Origin of the sequence: Caballeronia humi, assembly GCF_001544475.1 — a bacterium.
GTDB lineage: Bacteria > Pseudomonadota > Gammaproteobacteria > Burkholderiales > Burkholderiaceae > Caballeronia > Caballeronia humi.
This window is the reverse complement of the sequence record NZ_FCNW02000002.1, coordinates 232,493-249,163: the sequence shown is the minus strand read 5'-3', so window position 1 is coordinate 249,163 and position 16,671 is coordinate 232,493. Positions and strand designations below refer to the sequence as shown.

Annotated in this window: 19 protein-coding genes; 4 read left to right on the top strand and 15 right to left on the bottom strand. The window is 64.1% G+C overall.

Annotated features, from left to right (window positions below):
• The 4 genes from AWB65_RS04070 to AWB65_RS04055 are packed head-to-tail and all read right to left on the bottom strand — an operon-like array spanning position 1 to position 3,840.
• The gene (locus AWB65_RS04070; protein WP_235007495.1) at positions 1–1,176 is read right to left on the bottom strand and encodes an acyl-CoA dehydrogenase family protein; all 1,176 of its coding nucleotides are present in this window, start codon (positions 1,174–1,176) and stop codon (positions 1–3) included.
• Between the two features lie 35 nt (positions 1,177–1,211).
• Positions 1,212–1,871, bottom strand: coding sequence for a methionine ABC transporter permease (locus AWB65_RS04065; protein ID WP_087665911.1), 660 nt, complete (start codon positions 1,869–1,871; stop codon positions 1,212–1,214).
• Entirely contained in the window at positions 1,864–2,988 is a 1,125-nt protein-coding gene (locus tag AWB65_RS04060) for a methionine ABC transporter ATP-binding protein (protein WP_087665910.1), read from the bottom strand. The genes AWB65_RS04065 and AWB65_RS04060 overlap by 8 nt, the downstream gene beginning before the upstream one ends.
• A 27-nt stretch (positions 2,989–3,015) precedes the next feature.
• Complete coding sequence (locus AWB65_RS04055) at positions 3,016–3,840, bottom strand: MetQ/NlpA family ABC transporter substrate-binding protein (protein WP_087665909.1); 825 nt, start codon at positions 3,838–3,840, stop codon at positions 3,016–3,018.
• 267 nt (positions 3,841–4,107) lie between these two features.
• On the opposite strand from AWB65_RS04055, the gene AWB65_RS04050 reads away from it, so the two are divergent.
• The gene (locus tag AWB65_RS04050) at positions 4,108–4,482 is read left to right on the top strand and encodes a hypothetical protein (RefSeq protein ID WP_125474064.1); all 375 of its coding nucleotides are present in this window, start codon (positions 4,108–4,110) and stop codon (positions 4,480–4,482) included.
• Here AWB65_RS04050 and AWB65_RS04045 read toward each other — a convergent pair whose 3' ends face one another.
• The 4 genes from AWB65_RS04045 to AWB65_RS04030 all read right to left on the bottom strand — a co-directional run bounded on the left by AWB65_RS04045 (position 4,483) and on the right by AWB65_RS04030 (position 9,758).
• The gene (locus AWB65_RS04045; protein WP_087665907.1) at positions 4,483–6,939 is read right to left on the bottom strand and encodes a mechanosensitive ion channel domain-containing protein; all 2,457 of its coding nucleotides are present in this window, start codon (positions 6,937–6,939) and stop codon (positions 4,483–4,485) included. It abuts the gene before it with no gap.
• Positions 6,940–7,134: 195 nt separating this feature from the next.
• Positions 7,135–8,064: a cation diffusion facilitator family transporter gene (locus tag AWB65_RS04040; RefSeq protein WP_087665906.1), complete on the bottom strand. Its 930-nt coding sequence runs from the start codon at positions 8,062–8,064 to the stop codon at positions 7,135–7,137.
• A 28-nt stretch (positions 8,065–8,092) separates the two neighbouring features.
• Positions 8,093–9,157: a selenide, water dikinase SelD gene (gene selD, locus AWB65_RS04035; RefSeq protein WP_087665905.1), complete on the bottom strand. Its 1,065-nt coding sequence runs from the start codon at positions 9,155–9,157 to the stop codon at positions 8,093–8,095.
• Between the two features lie 64 nt (positions 9,158–9,221).
• On the bottom strand, positions 9,222–9,758 hold the full coding sequence (locus tag AWB65_RS04030) for a putative glycolipid-binding domain-containing protein (RefSeq protein ID WP_087665904.1): 537 nt from the start codon (positions 9,756–9,758) through the stop codon (positions 9,222–9,224).
• A 177-nt stretch (positions 9,759–9,935) separates the two neighbouring features.
• Between AWB65_RS04030 and AWB65_RS04025 the strand changes: the two genes are divergently transcribed.
• The gene (locus tag AWB65_RS04025; RefSeq protein ID WP_125474063.1) at positions 9,936–10,352 is read left to right on the top strand and encodes a BspC domain-containing protein; all 417 of its coding nucleotides are present in this window, start codon (positions 9,936–9,938) and stop codon (positions 10,350–10,352) included.
• 3 nt (positions 10,353–10,355) lie between these two features.
• On the opposite strand, the gene AWB65_RS04020 is transcribed toward AWB65_RS04025, so the two are convergent.
• Positions 10,356–10,910, bottom strand: coding sequence for an RrF2 family transcriptional regulator (locus AWB65_RS04020; RefSeq protein WP_087665903.1), 555 nt, complete (start codon positions 10,908–10,910; stop codon positions 10,356–10,358).
• Between the two features lie 335 nt (positions 10,911–11,245).
• Here AWB65_RS04020 and AWB65_RS04010 point away from each other — a divergent pair, with 335 nt between their 5' ends.
• Positions 11,246–11,479, top strand: a complete 234-nt coding sequence (locus AWB65_RS04010; RefSeq protein WP_087665901.1) for a hypothetical protein — start codon at positions 11,246–11,248, stop codon at positions 11,477–11,479.
• Positions 11,480–11,542: 63 nt separating this feature from the next.
• Here AWB65_RS04010 and AWB65_RS04005 read toward each other — a convergent pair whose 3' ends face one another.
• The 4 genes from AWB65_RS04005 to AWB65_RS03990 form a co-directional block, all read right to left on the bottom strand.
• Entirely contained in the window at positions 11,543–12,337 is a 795-nt protein-coding gene (locus AWB65_RS04005; protein ID WP_087665900.1) for an anti-sigma factor family protein, read from the bottom strand.
• A complete protein-coding gene (locus tag AWB65_RS04000) occupies positions 12,334–12,858 on the bottom strand; it encodes an RNA polymerase sigma factor (RefSeq protein WP_087654302.1) in 525 nt (174 codons plus the stop codon). The genes AWB65_RS04005 and AWB65_RS04000 overlap by 4 nt, the downstream gene beginning before the upstream one ends.
• Before the next feature lie 107 nt (positions 12,859–12,965).
• Complete coding sequence (locus AWB65_RS03995; RefSeq protein WP_087665899.1) at positions 12,966–13,331, bottom strand: COG4315 family predicted lipoprotein; 366 nt, start codon at positions 13,329–13,331, stop codon at positions 12,966–12,968.
• 132 nt (positions 13,332–13,463) lie between these two features.
• Complete coding sequence (locus tag AWB65_RS03990; protein WP_087665898.1) at positions 13,464–14,441, bottom strand: AraC family transcriptional regulator; 978 nt, start codon at positions 14,439–14,441, stop codon at positions 13,464–13,466.
• A 231-nt stretch (positions 14,442–14,672) separates the two neighbouring features.
• On the opposite strand from AWB65_RS03990, the gene AWB65_RS03985 reads away from it, so the two are divergent.
• Positions 14,673–15,725 carry an aldo/keto reductase gene (locus tag AWB65_RS03985; protein WP_087665897.1) on the top strand — a complete coding sequence of 351 codons (1,053 nt, stop codon included), beginning with the start codon at positions 14,673–14,675 and terminating at the stop codon, positions 15,723–15,725.
• On the opposite strand, the gene AWB65_RS03980 is transcribed toward AWB65_RS03985, so the two are convergent.
• Together AWB65_RS03980 and AWB65_RS03975 are read right to left on the bottom strand one after the other, a co-directional pair.
• Positions 15,719–16,210, bottom strand: coding sequence for a GNAT family N-acetyltransferase (locus AWB65_RS03980; RefSeq protein ID WP_087665896.1), 492 nt, complete (start codon positions 16,208–16,210; stop codon positions 15,719–15,721). The two genes, AWB65_RS03985 and AWB65_RS03980, sit on opposite strands and share 7 nt — an antisense overlap.
• Complete coding sequence (locus tag AWB65_RS03975) at positions 16,207–16,668, bottom strand: YaiI/YqxD family protein (RefSeq protein ID WP_087665895.1); 462 nt, start codon at positions 16,666–16,668, stop codon at positions 16,207–16,209. Before AWB65_RS03975 ends, AWB65_RS03980 begins: the two co-directional genes overlap by 4 nt.
• Positions 16,669–16,671: the final 3 nt, after the last annotated feature.

Here is a 16,671-nt window from a genome sequence, read left to right as displayed (position 1 = left end):
CTAGCTGTACAAGTTCGGTTCAGGCAACGCACCCGAAATCGCAAACCGCCCAATATCGCGCAGCTTGTAATCCAGCGGATCATGCAGCGTGTGCACGCGTGCATTTCGCCAGAATCGGTCGAGCGCGCGCGGCGCGTGCGTCGAGCGTGCGCCGCACGCATCGAACAACGCTTCGCTCACGTCGAGCGCCGCTCGATGCGCAAGCACCTTCGCCTCCGCTACCGACAGCGCAACGCGCGCGCGTTCCTCGGCTTCCAGCGCATCGCCGCGTTGCCACGCCTGATCAAGCGCATGCGCCGCGCGCGTCGCGAGCGCTTCGGCGCCGATCGCCTTGAGCCGCATCTCAGCAAAGCGATGCAGTTGATACGGATCGTCGGCGGCGTTCGCTACGTTCGAGTGTATCCACGGCCGCCCGTGTTGCGCGACGTACTCGCGCGCCTCCTGCAATGCCCCTTCCGCAATCCCGACGAACAGATTGGTCAGCACCAGTTGCGACACGAGCGTGCGCAGCGTCGCGCGCGGCGCCGGCAATACCTCCGACCGATGCAGCACTTCCTCCGCCCGCAACTCGACATCGTCGAAAGAGACGCTGCCACTGTCGGTCTGACGCTGACCGATCGGGTCCCAGTCCTCGTGCACGGTGATGCCCGCGCGCGTCGTCGGCACAACCGCGAAAATCGGCTTGCCCGTCGCCGGATCGTGCGCGGAGAGCGTCATCATCTGCGAGCCGCGCGTGCCGGAGCAAAAGCCCTTCTGTCCGCTCAGGCAATAGCCGCCGTCGCCCGTGGCGTGCGCAATCAGGCGCGTATCAAGCGGATTCACCGCGTTGCCCCACCACCAGCGGTTCTCGACCGTCCCGCGCAGATAACGCTCGCGCTGCGCCTCGTTTCCCCACACCGTCACGCTCACCACCTGCAGGCAGGTGAAGCCGAGCAGATGCGCGAGCGCACTGTCGACGCGGGCGATCGCGCGGATCGTTTCATACACGTCAGGCCAGCGCGCGCCCTCGCCGCCGTATTCGCGCGGAACGGCGATCGTCAAGAGCCCCGCATCGGCGATCAGTTGTTTCTCGCGCGCCGCGTGTCCGCCTTCGCGATCGCGCTGTTCGGCGGTTTCGCGCAACGCCGCGACCACGTCGGCCAATTCGAGTTTCGCGGGCTGGTGAGGCGCGTTCATGCGTTCTCCGATGTCGATACGATACATCTGTTGTTTTATCCGGTGCGTTGCGTGATGCGGCGCACGAGACGGTCGCCGCCCCATTGCACGGCGCTGACGAGCACGATCAAGAGCACGATCACGGTGACCATCACGGTCGTGTCGAAGCGCTGATAACCATAGCGTATCGCGAGATCGCCCAAGCCGCCCGCACCAACCGCGCCCGCCATCGCCGACGACCCGATCATCGCGACGACCGTGATCGTGAAGCCACCCAGGATGCCGGGCAGGGCTTCAGGCAAGAGCACATGCCAGATGATATGCCGTCGCTCGGCGCCCATCGCCTGCGCCGCTTCGATCAGCCCGCGATCGACTTCGCGCAGGCTCACCTCCGCGATGCGCGCGAAGAACGGGATCGCGGCGATCGACAGCGGCACGATCGCGGCCCACACGCCGATCGTCGTGCCGACGATGAGACGCGTCAACGGCAGAAGCGCGACGAGCAGGATGATGAACGGCGTCGAGCGGAACACGTTGACGAGCGAGCCGAGCGTCGAGTTGACGGCGGGACGCTCGAAGATGCCGCCGCGCGTCGTCGTGACGAGCACGAGCGCAAGCGGAATGCCGGCGAGCAGCGCGACGAGCGCCGAGACGCCGACCATCACGACGGTATCGCGGATGGCGTCGATGAATTCGGGTAGCCAGATTTCAAACATAGCCGAGCACCTCCACTTTGTCCGCGTGACGGCGCGCGCCCGCGACGAGCGCCTCGACGTGCGCGCGCAAACCAGCCCCGTTCGAGCCGCTCGCACGCAATTGCGCCGAGACGACGAGCCGCCCTTGCGCATGGCCCTGTATCCGGTCGATGCCGCCGTGCACGAAGTTCACGCGCCCGCCCAGCGCGCCGAGTGCCACCGCGAGCGCGCCGAGATCCGGCTCCTGCTTCGACTCGCCGGTGTAGCGCACGTCGAGCAGCACGTCCGCGTTGTCTTGCGGCGCGGCAGCGAGCCTGGCCGCAAGATCGGGGGGCAAATCGTGCACGGGCGTGCGCAAAAGCGCCTGCGTCGCTGCATGATGCGGATCGCCGAACACGCGCCACACGGGCCCCGTCTCCACGACCTCGCCCGCCTCGATCACCGCGACCGAATCGCAGACCTCGCGAATCACGGCCATTTCGTGCGTGATGAGCAGAACCGTCAGCCCAAGCCGACGATTGATGTCGCGTAACAGCGCAAGGATTTGCTGCGTGGTTTCGGGGTCGAGTGCGGAAGTCGCTTCGTCGCAAAGCAGCAGATCGGGGTCGTGAACCAGCGCCCGCGCGATGCCCACGCGCTGCTTCTGTCCGCCCGAGAGACTGCGCGGATACGCATCGCGTTTCGCCGACAAGCCGACGAGTTCGAGCAGCGCATCGACCTTCGCGTCGATGTCACGCTTGTTCACGCCAGCGATCTTCAGCGGCAATGCGATGTTCTCGCGCACCGTCTTCGCCGAGAGCAGGTTGAAATGCTGAAACACCATGCCGATACGCCGCCGCAACGCGACGAGCCCGCGTTCGTCAAGCCCGCCGACGGAAACGCCATTCACGCGCACTTCCCCGCTCGACGGCTTTTCGAGGCCGTTCACGAGCCGCAACAGCGTGGACTTGCCCGCCCCACTACGCCCGATGATGCCGAACACTTCGCCGCGCGCCACCGACAAATCGACGTTTTTCAGCGCCGCCGCGTCACCGAACAGCTTGCCGATGCCCTCGAATACGACGCTCTTCGCATCGTTGCGATCGGCGGCGAGACTCGTGTCGCTCAAGCGCGGTTCATCGATGATCAGGTCCGCCATGATGCAGCCTCCGCTCGATGTCGAGAGTTACCACGCGACCGCGTAGAGCGTGCCGAACGCCTTGTCGAGCGCGGCGCGCACGGCGGGCGACTGCTGGTAGATCGTGATGAACTTGCGGATGCGCGGATCGTTCACGCTCTCCGGACGCACAACCCACTGGATCGCAAAGAGCTTGTTCTCGACGCCGTCGAATAACAGCGCGCTATTCGGATCGGCCGTGCCCGCGAGCTTGATGAAGCTCGGATAGCCTTGCGCGAGATCTACATCATCGAGCGAGCGCGCGAGTTGCGATGCTTCGAGCTGCACGATCTTCAGGTGCTTCGGGTTGTCGACGATATCGAGCGTCGTCGCGCGATAGTCCGCGCCGGGTTTTAGCTTGATGAGCCCCGCGCGTTGCAGGAGCAAGAGGCCGCGGCCGCCGTTCACCGGATCGTTTGCGATCGCGACCGTCGCGCCGTCCTTCAACTGGTCGAAGCTCTTCACTTTCTTCGAATAGAGGCCGATTTTCATGATCGTGCCCGGCGCGATGGCCACGAAGTTGTAGCCGCCCTGTTTTTTCGCGTTTTCGAGGAACGGTATGTGCTGGAAGTAATTGACGTCGATGTCCTTGTTCGCGAGCGCGGCGTTGGGTGTATTCCAGTCGGTGAATTCGATCAGCTTGACGTCCAGGCCTTGTTCTTTGGCCTCGCGCACGGCGACTTTCAGGGCATCGATTTGCGGGCTCGTCGCTGTGCCGATTTTCAGCGTCGCGTTATCGGCGAACGAGGTGGACGCATAAGAAAGCGACGCGGCGGTTACGAGAAAAAGCGCAGCGGCGCGCACGCCGCCGAGTGCGGATTTGATAAAGGTCATGATCGACTCGTTCAAAGGAAAACGATGAGCGCGCGCATTTCGACAACGCGCGAGTGAAGCGGAAAGATGAAGAAAACAGCTAGCTGCCGGACGAACGCCGACAGCGCGAATGCAGACGATTCACCGCCTTCACGTCCCAAGCAACATGGCTGCCAATTCAAGTGAAGGCCATCATAGAAGGCGAATCGTCAATGGTCTACGAAGCGATTGTCCAATCGAAATCGCTAAAGCGGATATAGTGCGGATTGACGCCTGCGGGGCTTATCGATGACAACTCTCACCACCGCCGCGGCTGCGATGATCGACGCGTTTCATCGCACGCGCATCGAGGACGAACAGCAAGTCGAGATGTGGCTGGAAGAAACCGGCGACTGCGCGGTCGCGCTCGAAGCGATCTGGTCGGAAGGCGCGCACCATCGCGGCCATGCGCGTATTGCGATGGAGCGGCTCATCGGTCTCGCGGACCGGCATCGCGTGCTGCTTACTTTAGTGCCGCGCCCGCTCGAACCAAAAGGCGAAGGCCCGGTAGACCGGCACAAGCCCGATGCCGCCGCACTCGAAGCGTTTTACGAGCGCCTCGGCTTCGAGCGCAGCGGCGGCGAGTTCGAAGGCTCGCCGGTGCTCGTGCGCTCGCCGCGCTGATCAAGCCGCCGGATGCTGCGCAGCCTTCGAAGGCTCCGCGCGCTGTTCCGCCGACGTCTGCGCTTCATCGCGCACAGCCGGCTCCCCATTACTGACCACCACGAAATTACGCTGCGGATTCGCGATCTCGATCCCGCGTGCGGTGAACTCGTTCAGAATGCGCCGGTTCATCTCGCGCTGCACCGGCCAGCGCGCGCTGTCGCGGCACTGGATCTGGCCCGCGAGCGTCACCGTCGAACCATCGACCGCATCGACGCCCCAGAAGCTGAAGTCCGACAGGATGCCGTCCTTGAACGCATCGTCTTCGCGCAGCGCCGCGCCGATTTCCTTCAGCGTCGAAATCGCGAGATCCACGTCCTGACCCAGTGCAATGCTCACGCGCACCGCCGCGTTGCCGATGCCGCGATTCGTGTTGTTCACCGTCGATACCGAACTGAACGGCACGGTGTGCAGCGACCCGTCGCCAGCACGCAGGCGCACCGTGCGGATCGACAAATACTCCACCGTGCCCGATACGCCCGCGAGCGTCACCCAGTCGCCGACCTGCATCGCGTTCTCCATCAAGAGGAAGATGCCGGTGATCAAATCCTGCACGAGCTTTTGCGAACCGAAACCGAGCGCCACGCCGAAGATGCTCGCGCTCGCGAGCAGCGGCGCCGTGTTCACGCCAATCTGGCTCAAGCCCGTCAGCACGACCACCATCGCGATCACGATGAAAAGCGCGGAGCGCATCATCGGCAGGAGCGTGCGCAGGCGCGCCGCGCGCAAGCGCTCACCGGTCGTCGTCCACTCTTCGAGGCGCTGTTCCACCATTACGTTCGCCGCTTCCCACACGACCACCGCGAACGCGGCCGCGACCGCGATCGTCAGCAGCGCCGACGCGAGCCGGTTGCCAACACCGCCCGATGTGAAGAACGCGAGGATGTGCACGCCCCACACTTCGAACAACGCGATGACCGTCGCGATGACGATCACCGTCTGCACGATGCGCCGCAGCGCCGGATAGTAGCGATACGCATGACGATGCACGATCGACTGGCTAGCGAGGTCGTCTTCCGCTTCGCTGCTGAAGATGCGGCCGAGCGCACCGAACGCGACAATCGCAGCCACGCGCGCGGCGATTAGCACGACCACCGAGACGCCGCCGAGATGGAACAGCGTCCGGTAGCCGTTCTGCACGTCGAGCGCCCAGACGAACCACAGCGCGAGCACGAAGAAGATCGCGACGGCCGCCCAGACATCGGCCACCCAGTTGCCGACGAGCGTCACCGAGCGATGCCCTTCTGCGCCTTCGCGGATACGATCGGCAACCGGCGTTCTGCACGCGAAGATCACGTAGCAGATCATCACATGCACGACGAACGTGACCGCCTTCAGGATCGCGATGCGCGCGTCATCGGAGAGGCCCAGCGGCTCCGCGCCGTTCGCCAGCGCCACGCCCGCGCCCGCCACGCAGACTATGCGCAGCACCCATGTATACGTGAACGTAGCGTAAGCATCGCGCATTTGCAGCAGACGCAGACCGGCCGCTTCTGGCGCGAGGAAAAAGCCGCTCACGATCTGGATCAGGCGGCATACCAGATACACGTCGATCAATGCGCCCGCGACGTGGGCTTCGGTCGTGTTGTCGTCGATGAAGATCGACATGAGGAGCGTCGCCGCCGCGATGAAGACGGCGAGCGGCACGGCCGACAAGAACGTATAGAGCAACGCGCTCGGCAGACGTTGCAGCAGCGTCCAGTGACGCGCCGCGTGACGTTTGCCGCGCACCGTGTCGGTCTTTTTCTCCGCGACGTGCAGCGCGGTTTCGTCGCCGCTGCGTTCGGCCACAGCCTCGTTGCGAACCGCCGCGCGTTCCTCACGTGCGAGTTCCGGCTGGGTCTCGTCGACATCGACGATGCCGCGCGCCGCGATCTTCGCGCGCGGACGGCGCAACAATCGAGCACACAGGAATTCGAGCAGAAGCGCGGGCACGAGCGACAGCAGCACCGTCATGCCGACGTGCTCGATCAACTGACGCCCCGCATCCGTCGAAGTGCGTTCACGCCACCATTCGAGCACCGAGCCGTAGTCGAGCAGCGCCGACATCGAATGGCGCAGCCCCGCGCCAATCAGCACGAGCCAGTGGCCGGCCTGATGCGAAATCTGCGAAGCGAGGCCGTTGCTCGTCAGCGATTTCGCGAGCACGCTCGATGCACCGCTTGCAGCCGCCGCAGACGAAGCACCCGACGCCGCCGCCGTTGCCGATGCGCTTTGCGGCGGCGTCGCGAGCGCGCCCGCAGCCGCGACGGCGCGCAGCGTGTCCGCGACTTGCGCGCGGCGCGCGGGATCGTTCAGGACCGCGAGGGCATCGCGGGCTTGCTGCGGCGTGAGAGAGACCGGGGCGGGATTCGGAGACGCGGCACTCGCGACCGCGCTTAGGGCAAACAGAAGAAAAACGAGCAGGAATTTACACATAGGCCGTTGAGGAACTGAGGGATTCAGGGACTCGACGTAAGGTGTCGATCGATGCGCGCCGGAACGGATCGTGCTAACCGGCTTCGATCGACGATGGACAGGTACGGGTTCTTGCGTCGGTGCACGGCACGAAACCGTGAACGCTCATTGGTAGCACATCTCGCGCCCGCCCGCAGGAACGAAGCGGCACGAAACTCAGTACATTTGCTCCGGCTGCGCCTTGTCGCGCGCGATATCGGGCTCGAAAAAGACCCAGCGGACTTGCGGAAATGTGCGCTGCAAGTCGTCCTCGACGATATTGATCGCGTCGATCAGCGCGCGGCCGCTCGCGTAATCGATCATCTCGGCCTGCACGGCGACGACCACATGCTTGCCCCACTGCAGCGTAATCAGGCTGATGATGCGCAGGATTTCGGGCCGTGCGCGCAGATGCGCGTCGATCGCCTTGCGCACTTCCGGGCTCGCCGATTCGCCGACGATCATCGACTTCACCTCGCGCGCCACGACATATGCGACCACCATCAGCAAAACACCCACGCCGATCGAACCGCCCGCGTCCCACATCGGATTGCCGGTAAGCATCGTCATCAGCACGGCGCAGAACGCGATGGCAAGACCTGCGAGCGCTGCCACATCCTCGCCCGCGACGACCAGCAGCTCCGACTCGCGCGTCTCGCGAAACCATCGCCAGAGCGTCTTGTTGGGCGCGCCCTTGCGAATCTCGCGCAACGCGCCCCAGAGCGAAAACGCTTCGAGCACGACCGAGATCCCGAGAATCACGAGAGCGACGACCGGGTTGCTCAACGGCTCGTGATGCAACATGCGATGCACGCCCTCGTACACCGAGAACGCGCCGCCGACGAAAAACAGCAGCAGCGCCACAATCAGTGCATAGAAATAGATCTCGCGCCCCGAGCCGAGCGGATGCAACGCATTGGCCGGTTGCTGCGCGCGCTTCATGCCGAATAGCAGCAGAAGCTGGTTACCGCAGTCGGCGGTGGAATGAATCGCCTCGGCGAACATCGAGCCGGAGCCGGTGTACGCGGCCGCGCCGAACTTGCACACCGCGATGCCGAAGTTGGCGGCAAGCGCATAAAAGATGGCCTTCGGCGATTCTTCGTTCATATCGTTTTATTAGAAAGGGCTGAAAGGCTCAGGACACCTCGACGCGGCTCGCACCATCAACCATTTCGCCGATGACCGCAGCGTCCGCGAAGCCGTCGGCGCGGAAGATCGCGAGGACGTCATCGACCGCTTCTGGCGCGCACGAAACCAGCAGACCGCCTGATGTCTGCGGGTCGGTCAGCAGGACGCGTGCCACGTCGTCGAGCGTGGCGGCGAGCGCGGTATCGGTGCCGTAAGCGCTCCAGTTGCGGCCCGACGCACCCGTGAACACGCCGGCCTTCGCAAACGCCTCGACGCCCGGCAGCCACGGCAACGCCGCATAGCGGATGCGTGCCGTAAGCCCCGCGCCGCGGCTCAGTTCGAGCGTGTGGCCGAGGAGGCCGAAGCCGGTCACGTCGGTCAGCGCGTGGACGCCGTCGAGTTGCGCGAGGTCCGCGCCCGGGCGATTGAGTTTGGTCGTTGCCGCGATCATCGCGGCGTAGCCGGCGGCATCGAGTTTCTCTTTCTTCAGCGCCGCCGACAGCACGCCCACACCGAGCGGCTTGCCGAGGATCAGCACATCGCCCGCGCGCGCGGCCGCATTGCGCTTCACCAGTTTCGGATGCACGATGCCGAGCGCGGCAAGCCCGTAGATCGGTTCGACCGAATCGATCGAATGGCCGCCCGCGACCGGAATGCCGGCCTCCGCGCACACCGACTCGCCGCCCTTCAGGATCTCTGCAATCACTTCATGAGGAAGCACGTTGATCGGCATGCCGACGAGCGCGAGGGCCAGGATCGGCTTGCCGCCCATCGCGTAGACGTCGGAGAGCGCATTGGTCGCGGCGATGCGGCCGAAGTCGAACGGGTCGTCGACGATCGGCATGAAGAAGTCGGTCGTTGCAACGATCGCCTGCTCGTCGTTGAGTTGATAGACGGCGGCGTCGTCGGCGGTGTCGTTGCCGACCAGGAGGTTCGGGAACGCCGGCAAAGGGACGCTGCGCTTCAGGAGATCGGCGAGCACGCCCGGCGCGATCTTGCAGCCGCAGCCGCCGCCATGCGACAGGCTCGTCAAGCGTGGAGTGGATGCGGAGTTTCGCGTGGTGTCGGTCATCGTGGTGCGTTCGGCTCGTTGCGGTTAGTGCCGTATTATGGCCGCTCGCGCGTCGCGCCGTCTTCTATCCGCTTTGCACGCGCCGGAACAGTTCCGGATAGTCGATCACGAGACCGTCATCATCGACGGGCAACTCCGCCGTGTAGTGCGACGTGATGCCCTCGTAGCGAAACGTGCGCTCTTCGAGACGCTTATACGCCTGCTCGACAGGCTCTGCGGTCATCTCGGGCAACGCGATATAGACGACGCGAATGATGCGCCGCTCGTCCTGCTTTAGCTTGAGTCGCCGGATGGGCAGCGTATTGGTGAAAGGCGTCGCCGATATATCGATATCGATGCAGCCTTCGAGATCGATACGCGACCGGCCGCTTGCATCGGTCCAGTTGCCTTGCGCATTGCTCAGCAGATCGAGCGTAGCGCCACCCGCCCGCCGGATCGCCACGCGCGTGACGCGCCAGTGCGAGTCGCATTCGATGCGATACATAAAGCCGCCCTCGCCACCGATCAGCACGCTTTCGGCGACCACGCCCTGATCGCTTGCATCCAGTTCGAGGTGTTCGAGACCTCCGTGTTCCTCCGACGTCCATCGCACCGGCCTCATCGCGCGCCTCGCCTTTACGTTAGCTTTAAGCATACAACTCGCGAACGCCACACTTCAAGCGAAGAAGAAAAGTGCCTTGAAACAGGCACTATTTCGAAGAGAGCGTGTCAGTCGTAATGATCACACTGTATACTTCACATCCGAGTCACGCTTCATTCACACGATCCCTCCCATCGCATGAAAGCTCCCTTCGCGCTCATCGCGCTGCTGTTCACGGGCTGCGTGTACCAGATAGTACACGCGCAGGAAACGCCCGATCCCTCGAAGGATTATGACTACCTGACGCGCATGCACGTACCGAGCACCGTCATCAAATGCGTAGCCGCGTTCGATCACTTCGTCGAGCTTGCGCCGAAGTACGACACGTTCATCGTGCCGGATCGGCGTGTGCTCTCCGCGAAGATCGAGAGCGATTCGCCGATCTTCAGCGTCGGCAACCCGATTCCCGTCGACAAGATCATCGTAATGCGTGCGTTCGCGAAGTCGCGCGGCAAGTCGCAATGGACGCGCGTCGACAGCAAGTGCGGCGTGCGCGATGGGAATGTCGTGGGGGTTTCGCTGACGCCGAATATAAAGCCAGCCATCGTTCGATAAGCGTCACGACTCCGAGGGTTCCTCTTCATGCCGCTCGGCGCGCGCGACGCGCCGGTTCGTCGTGCGATCGTCGAGCCACTTCACCACTTGCGGCCCGTAACCACGCGGCGCCTTCGCCACTACACGCGCAGCGAGATCGGCAAGGCAATCGCCGGCCAATGCCTCCCGCATGCGCTTCTCCGCGTTGCGCATGACGGCGTGGACCGCGCACACGCCGCTCGTCGACCACGGTGGCGGGTCCGCGTCGAACACCGCGCAGCGCGAGCGAATCTCTCTACATTCGAAGATCGGCTTTTCGCCGTCGATCGCATCGACCACATCGAGCACGCTGATCTGCTCCGGCGGACGCGCGAGCGCAAAGCCGCCCTTCGCGCCTTCAGTGGCAACGACGAGCCCCGCCTTGTGCAGCTTCGTGAAGAGCTTCGCGACGTAATCGACCGGCACGCCCTGCAGGTCCGAAAGATCGCGCACGCTTGCATCGCGTACGCCGTGCGGCTGTTCCGTCAAATAGAGCATGCAGTGCAACGCGTACTCCACGCCCGTGCTGATGTGCGACATGTTCACTCCGTATGAATCGCTTGGAATCAATCGCAACGAACAAGCAGACCGTCCAAGCCGACGATCCATATATTTCAAACCAAACTTTTACTTACAAACGCATACGGCTTGTCATTTGCCGATTCGCTAAATTGATTTCACGGATTCACACGGAGAAACCGATGAAAAAAATAGCGATCCTCGCAGCCCTGGCTGCCTTGCTGGGCACGTCGCTCGGCGGCTGCATCATCGTCCCGGGCGACGGGGGATACCACCATCACCGCGACTACTACCGGTACTGAACCACTTGCTTGCACCAAGACCTGCACGACTACCGCTATCGGAGAAACACGATCATGAACAAGACCAAGAAGACACTGCTGCTCGTATCACTCGCTGCCTCGCTCGGCATGGGCCTGATGAACGTCGCATCGGCTGACGATCATCGTCCGCAATACGTTCACACCGTAGAACGGGGCTGGCACGGCGACCGCTATTACGACGGCCATAGGTACTGGGCGCGCAGCGAATGGGAACGCCGTCATCCGGTGAAGTACCATCACGCGCCGCCGGTGCATCACTACTACTGATACTCATCCAATGCATCGAAAAGCCGGGACACGTCCCGGCTTTTTTTGTCAGACGAAGCGCCGCTACCAGCTCTTCGGATCGCCGCCGAGTTCCTTGCAGGTGTCGTAGGCGATCGCCTGCAGCTTCTCCTCGCCGATTTGCCCTGAAAGCGCATAGCCCGCGCCATTCCCCGCCCAGTAATACGTGGTGCGCGGCCCATCGCGCAGCATGCGGATCTTGCCTTGCGCGCGCGTGACCGTCGTCGTGTAGAGCGTGAGGCGCTCGCCCGCGGCGTTCTGATACATGAACTGCGCGGCCGGTCCTTCTTCGCCCGGCAAGAGTCTCCCGCCCACCAACTGGAACCCGTACTCCGCGAGCGACGGAATCGTCAGCGTGCGGTTCAGCCGCTTCGACAGCCAGTTGACGAGATGATCCTGCTGCGCCGCCGCTACTTCCACCGCATGTCGCTGCTCGGGCGCATAGACCGCGTACGCGATGTCGGCACGCTCGGCGAACGGCGGCCGGTTGTTGCCGAGCGCAGGCACGAGCATGTGTAACAAATAGCCGCAAGCCACGCCGACAACGAGCCAGCACGCCGCCATCAGATATCGCTCGCGGGCACGCGGACGCATCACCACGACCTGCGGTTCGGCCTCCGCTGCGAAGAGCGCGCGCAGGGCGTTGTCCTGCGCGTGGTACGCGGCCACGGTCGCGGCGCTCGCGGGATCGCGCGCGATGCGATCGGCGGTGACCGCGCGCTCCGCATCGCCAAGTTCGTCGTCGACATACGCCGATAGCGACTGCACATCCGGCGGGTCGCGTGGATCACGGGGATCGCGCGGGTCGTGCGCTTGATCGGGACGGTCAGGATGCGTCATGTGCGGTTCACCACTTTCAGCGACGACGCCGACGCCTTGCGTCCCGGCTCTTCACCGAGCAGGACCCGCATGTGTTCGCGCGCTCGCGAGAGGCGCGACATCACGGTCCCGGCCGGCACGTTCAGCACCACGGATGCCTCCTGATAACTCATTTCCTCGACGCACACGAGCAGCATCACTTCGCGCTGTTCGACCGGCAGGCAATAAAGCGCCCGCTGGACGTCGCGCAGCACGAGCCCGTCGACTTCGCCGACCGGCGCCGCCATTTGCCGCCATGGCGCGGTTTCGTCGTCGACGGCGATGTCGCGGCGGCCGCGCAATTGATCGATATAAAGATTGCGCATGATCGTGAACAGCCACGCGCGCAGGTTGCTGCCAGCCTGATACGCCTTCGAGCGGCCGAGCGCGCGCTCGGTCGCGTCCTGGACGAGGTCGTCGGCCCAGGCACGGTCGCCCGTCAGTGCGCGCGCATAACGGCGCAACTGCGGCAGGTGCGTGAGCAGTTCGGTCTCGAAGGTCAAGGCGCGTCGCCGATTGAAGCGTGGTTGATCAAGTCGTTGATCGGAGCCTGCCGCCGATGGCGCCGCGCAAGGACGCTCGATGGCGGCAGCATGTCCGGTTCACCGCCTCAGGGCTTCACGACGTGCCAGACGTCGCGGAAGTTGTCGCCGTTCTTGTCGCCCGGCTTGGTGTCCTTGGCGAAGCGGTAGACCCGCTTGCCGTTGTAGGCCCACTGCTTGCCGCCTTCGGCCGCGACCGTGGTCCATGCGCCGGAGGGCTGGTCGGCGTCGGTCGCCGCCGCGGCGGGCCACGCTTGCGCGCAGCCACCCGTGCAGGCGCTCGGACTGCCCGCCGTGTCCTTGTCGAACGTATAGAGCGTCATGCCGTTCTCGTCGACGGCCATGCCGTTCGCGACCTTCGGTGGCGCCGCCAGCACGCTCACCGACGCGCACAGCAAGCCAGCGGCTGCGGCCATCAGGAATTGCTTCTTCATTTCATCTCCTCCTGTGAAGTACCCGTAGAACGATTGGCGGCGCCAAACTATTCCGCGAGTGACGAAAAAAAAGATGCTTCGCCGGATTGGGTCGCAGTTCGTGCTTTCAGTTGTTTGACATCGAAGCGTGACTCACGCGCCTGCTTCTTCGCGCCAGCGCCTCGTGTCGCGCAACGGCGGCGCGCCGAACAGGCGGCTGTACTCGCGGCTAAACTGCGACGCGCTCTCATACCCTACGCGATGCGCGGCGGTCGCGGCATCGGCGATATCGAGCAGCATCAGCCGGCGCGCTTCCTGCAGGCGCAACTGCTTCTGGTATTGCAGCGGGCTCATCGCGGTGACGGCTTTGAAGTGATGATGCAGCGACGACACGCTCATGTGCACGTCGCGCGCGATCGCCTCGACGCGCAGCGGCTGGTCGAAGTTCTGTCGCAGAAGCAGGATCGCCTTCGCGATGCGCTGCGTCTGGCTGTCGGTGAGCGCGATCTGGCGCAGCCGCGCGCCCGGCCCGTTCATCAGCAGCCGATACAGAATCTCGCGCTTGACCAGCGGCGCGAGGATCGGAATGTCCTCGGGCGTATCGATCAGACGAAGCAGGCGCAGCACGGCGTCGAGCATCGGCGCGCCGAGCCGGTTCACGTAGAGTCCGCGCGCGGCGTCCGAATGCGTGGCGGGCGGCAGCTTTTCGTCGCGGATCAGCTCGGTGATCGCTTCCACGTCGAGATCGAGCCGCAGCCCGAGATACGGCTCGGTTTCGCTTGCGACCGTCACCTGCCCCATCACCGGCAAATCCACCGACGAAACGAGGTAATGCAGTGGATCGTAGACATACACATCGTCGCCGACCATCACGCGTTTCGAGCCCTGCGCGATCAAGGCGAGCGCGGGCGTCTGGATGCCGTGCTTCGGTCCGCCGGGATTCATCACGCGATGCAGGTAGAAGCCGGGCACGGGTGTTTCGATGGTGCCCTCGCAGCCGATGGTGAAGCGGTCGAGGAGCGCCACGAGGTCGAGCCGCGCACCATCGAGCGAAGGATCGGGCGTGCGCGGCGGGTCGTTCGGAACATGCGAGAAGTCGTTGGCGGAGTCCGCCGTCTCGTTCAGGGCCATGATTTCACTTCAGAAAGGGAGTGCACCTAGCTTACTCGCGCGCACGCGAATTCGCTCATGGCACCCCGCGCCGTTTGCAGGAACGGGCAATGATTCGACAGGATCAGGCTATGGGTCGCAGAGCGGCCGGGAAGATACTGCACGAGCAGCAGCACGGCCTGCGCTTACTCGCACCTTGGCGGGCGGCGTTCATGGCCGGACTGCAACTGCCACGCTTTGAAGGAGCAATCAATGCGCTACAGAAAATTCGGCAATACCGGCCTGTTCGTCTCGGAACTCTGTCTCGGCACGATGACGTTCGGCGGCGGGGGCGGCGGTATCTGGGACAACATCGGCACGCTGCAACAGGCGGACGCCGACCGGCTCGTGGGCCGCTCGCTGGAAGCGGGCATCAATTTCATCGACACCGCCGACGTCTACGCCGACGGCCAGTCGGAAATCATCACTGGGCAGGCGCTGAAAAACCTGAAGGTGCCGCGCGAGAACGTTGTCGTCGCAACGAAGATTCACGGCGAAACGGGCACGAAAAGCGTGAATTCGCGCGGTGGTTCGCGCTTTCACATCATCGACGGCGTGAAGGCGAGTTTGAAGCGCCTGCAACTCGATCACGTCGATCTGTACCAGATCCACGGTTTCGACCCCGCGACGCCGATCGAAGAGACGCTGCGCGCGCTCGACACCCTCGTTCAGCACGGCCACGTGCGCTATATCGGTGTGTCGAACTGGGCGGCGTGGCAGATCGCGAAGGCGCTCGGGATTTCCGAGCGGCTCGGGCTCGCGCGCTTCGAGTCGCTGCAGGCGTATTACACGATCGCAGGGCGCGATCTGGAGCGCGAACTCGTGCCGCTGTTGCAGAGCGAGAACGTCGGCTTGCTGGTGTGGAGTCCGCTCGCGGGCGGGTTGCTGTCCGGTAAATACACGCGCGAAGGCGGCAAGGAAGAAGGCAGCCGCCGCACGAAGTTCGATTTCCCGCCGGTGAACGTCGAGCGCGCGTACGACTGCATCGACGCGATGCGCAGCATGGCCGAAGCGAAGGGCGTCTCGGTCGCGCAGATCGCGCTCGCGTGGCTCCTGCACCAGAAACCGGTGACGAGCGTGATCATCGGGGCGAAGCGCGTCGAGCAGCTCGACGACAACATCGCCGCGACCAACGTGCGCCTGAACGACGACGAGCTCGCCGCACTCGATGAAGTCAGCCAGTTGCCGGCCGAATATCCAGGGTGGATGCTCGCGCGCGTAGGCGAATATCGTCGCAAGCAGTTGAAGGAAGCGGCGGATTACTGAAGCGGCTTCGTCATCAAGAGCGAGTCGTGATAGACACCGTCGATCTTGAGCGCGCGCGGCTCGCGGGCGAACTGCTCGAAGCCCGCCGCGCGATAGAGGCGGATCGCCGCCTCGTTGTCCGGCGCGACGACGAGCTGCACTTCCTCGACGACGCCGCGCGCGTGGTCCAGCACCTTTTCGACGAGCGCGGCGGCGAGCCCCGTGCCGCGCGCGGCCGGCCGCACGTACATGCCCCAGAGCACGCCTTTGTGTTTCAGCTTAGCGCCGATGGGAACGAGAAGGCCCGCGACGCCGCCGAGCGTGCCGTCGGCGAGCCAGCCGCCGAACACCGCGTGGTTCGCGATGCGCGTTTCGAACCACGCGAGCGGCTCGGATTTTTCGTCTTCATAGGACGCCCCGAAGCCGTCTGGATGTAGACGCAATCCTTCCAGACGAATGTCACGATAGTCGGTGGCGTCGGCGGTCGTGAGTCGGCGCACGTTCATTTCGTCCTCGACGCGCGGTATTTGGCCAGAAACCGGTCCAGTTGCGCGGCGAAGTTCTTGCCATCGCGAGGGCTATACGGCGACGGCCCGCCCGTATCGACGCCCGTGCTGCGCAACTGATCCATCATCGAGCGGATCGTCAGCCGCTCCTCGATGTTTTCCGCGCTGAACCACTCTCCGCGCGGATCGAGCGCATGCGCGCCCTTCTTCAGCACGCCCGCCGCGAGCGGAATGTCTGCCGTGATGATCAGGTCGCCCGCCACGGCCAGTTCGACGATGCGTGCGTCGGCGACATCGAAGCCCGCCGGCACCTGCACCGATTTGATGAACGGCGACGGCGGCGTGCGCAGGTACTGGTTCGCGACGAGCGTCACGCAGACTTCGACGCGCGGCCCCGCCCGAAACAGGATGTCCTTGACTATGGCGGGGCAGGCGTCGGCATCGACGAGGATTTGCATGGT

Bases quoted from the DNA above. Each gene is read 5' to 3' on its own strand.
- AWB65_RS04040 (WP_087665906.1), bottom strand. From the start codon at position 8,064: ATGAACGAAGAATCGCCGAAGGCCATCTTTTATGCGCTTGCCGCCAAC.
- AWB65_RS04070 (WP_235007495.1), bottom strand. From the start codon at position 1,176: ATGAACGCGCCTCACCAGCCCGCGAAACTCGAATTGGCCGACGTGGTC.
- AWB65_RS03985 (WP_087665897.1), top strand. From the start codon at position 14,673: ATGCGCTACAGAAAATTCGGCAATACCGGCCTGTTCGTCTCGGAACTC.
- AWB65_RS03975 (WP_087665895.1), bottom strand. From the start codon at position 16,668: ATGCAAATCCTCGTCGATGCCGACGCCTGCCCCGCCATAGTCAAGGAC.
- AWB65_RS04060 (WP_087665910.1), bottom strand. From the start codon at position 2,988: ATGGCGGACCTGATCATCGATGAACCGCGCTTGAGCGACACGAGTCTC.
- AWB65_RS04020 (WP_087665903.1), bottom strand. From the start codon at position 10,910: ATGTCGCACATCAGCACGGGCGTGGAGTACGCGTTGCACTGCATGCTC.
- selD (WP_087665905.1), bottom strand. From the start codon at position 9,157: ATGACCGACACCACGCGAAACTCCGCATCCACTCCACGCTTGACGAGC.
- AWB65_RS04025 (WP_125474063.1), top strand. From the start codon at position 9,936: ATGAAAGCTCCCTTCGCGCTCATCGCGCTGCTGTTCACGGGCTGCGTG.
- AWB65_RS03995 (WP_087665899.1), bottom strand. From the start codon at position 13,331: ATGAAGAAGCAATTCCTGATGGCCGCAGCCGCTGGCTTGCTGTGCGCG.
- AWB65_RS03980 (WP_087665896.1), bottom strand. From the start codon at position 16,210: ATGAACGTGCGCCGACTCACGACCGCCGACGCCACCGACTATCGTGAC.
- AWB65_RS04055 (WP_087665909.1), bottom strand. From the start codon at position 3,840: ATGACCTTTATCAAATCCGCACTCGGCGGCGTGCGCGCCGCTGCGCTT.
- AWB65_RS04050 (WP_125474064.1), top strand. From the start codon at position 4,108: ATGACAACTCTCACCACCGCCGCGGCTGCGATGATCGACGCGTTTCAT.
- AWB65_RS04010 (WP_087665901.1), top strand. From the start codon at position 11,246: ATGAACAAGACCAAGAAGACACTGCTGCTCGTATCACTCGCTGCCTCG.
- AWB65_RS04030 (WP_087665904.1), bottom strand. From the start codon at position 9,758: ATGAGGCCGGTGCGATGGACGTCGGAGGAACACGGAGGTCTCGAACAC.
- AWB65_RS04005 (WP_087665900.1), bottom strand. From the start codon at position 12,337: ATGACGCATCCTGACCGTCCCGATCAAGCGCACGACCCGCGCGATCCC.
- AWB65_RS04045 (WP_087665907.1), bottom strand. From the start codon at position 6,939: ATGTGTAAATTCCTGCTCGTTTTTCTTCTGTTTGCCCTAAGCGCGGTC.
- AWB65_RS04065 (WP_087665911.1), bottom strand. From the start codon at position 1,871: ATGTTTGAAATCTGGCTACCCGAATTCATCGACGCCATCCGCGATACC.
- AWB65_RS03990 (WP_087665898.1), bottom strand. From the start codon at position 14,441: ATGGCCCTGAACGAGACGGCGGACTCCGCCAACGACTTCTCGCATGTT.